This is a genomic window from Streptomyces sp. NPDC006283 (assembly GCF_040613325.1).
In the GTDB taxonomy this organism is placed as follows: Bacteria; Actinomycetota; Actinomycetes; order Streptomycetales; family Streptomycetaceae; genus Streptomyces.
Map to the genome: position 1 here is coordinate 1 of NZ_JBEXRZ010000476.1, position 1,342 is coordinate 1,342.

Here is a 1,342-nt window from a genome sequence, read left to right on the forward strand (position 1 = left end):
GGGTCCCGCCTTCCCGCTTACCCCCCGGCACCCCGCCGCCCGCGGGGCCGGGTTCGGCGAACCGGGCCCGGCGGGAGAGGGATCCGCACGTCACAAGTGCGTCAGAGCAGTCCGTCCCACATCTGCTCCAGCAGCACCGACCACCAGCTCTCCGGCGACGACAGCGCCGCCGGGTCCAGGGCCGCCAGCTGCGCCTGGAAGTCGACCGTCCAGCGACCGGCCTGCTCCGGAGTGAGACCGAAGCGCAGGCGCCACATGCGGCCGAGCAACGCCAGGCAGCGCACGAACTCCGGCAGGCCCGTGTTCACGAACTGCGGCGCCACGGGCTGGCCGCCGGGACCCGCCTCCACGGGCACCGCGACGATGTGCGCGGTGCCGTACTGGACACAGATCGCCCGGCCGAAGTCGCTGCCGATCACCAGATACGAACCCGCGTCCGACGCCGGCTGCACCTGCCGCTGGGCGGCGAGCTCCGCCAGCGTTGGCACCACCGGCTGGGCGGGCTGCGCCCAGAAGAACGGGTTGAAGTCGCCCGGCAGGCCCGCCCACACCAGCGTCGCCGCGACGATCTCCGGCACGCCCTGCCGCGAGACGGCCCGCTGGTCGAACCGGCAGATGCCCTGCGGCCCGAACGCCCCCGCCAGCTCCTGGGCGACGCCCTCCGGCGGGATCGGCGGGGCCGGCGGAACCTGCGGCAGCGGTGCACGCACCGGCGCGGGCCGGGCGGGCCCGTCCGCCACCTGGTGCAGCTCACCCTGGTGCGCGATGAGCTGCTGCATGCCCTGCCGGCGGGACGCGTGGTCCCTGCCGTACGGGGCGATCGACGTGATCCGTGCCTGCGGCCACGTCTCGCGGATCATCCGCGCGCAGTACGCACCCGGCAGCTCGCACGACTCGAGCTCCGTGTGCAGCTCGAGCACCTGCTGCGGCGGCACGTTCATGGCACGCAGCTCGTGCAGGATCTGCCACTCCGGGTGCGGAGTGCCGGGGGCGGAGCGACGGATCAGCTGGGCCTCGGAACCGTCGGGTGCGCGGTAGCGCAGGACGGCCTGATAGCCGGGACCGACCGTGGGCAGACCGGTCGGCTGCTGCGGATACCCGTACGGCGGCCGCCCGCCGCCCTGAGGCGGCTGCGGCGCGTTCGCCACCGGCCCGGGAGGACCGGGCGGACCGGGGGGCTGCGGCGCGCCGGGGCCCATCTGGGCCGGGCCGGCCAGCATCGTCGCAGCATGATGCACACCCCCACCGGGCGGCGGCGTCGAACCAGGAGGCGCCGGCGGACCGGGAGGCTGCGGGGCCCCGGGCGGACCGGGGGGCTGCGGCGCACCCGGGCCCATCTGGG

At 75.9% G+C, this 1,342-nt stretch carries 1 protein-coding gene; it reads right to left on the reverse strand.

Annotation, left to right across the window (positions count from 1 at the left end):
* Positions 1–101: 101 nt before the first annotated feature.
* Positions 102–1,342: SUKH-4 family immunity protein (locus ABZ070_RS37395; protein WP_356640665.1), on the reverse strand; the 1,241-nt coding region annotated here is incomplete at its 5' end.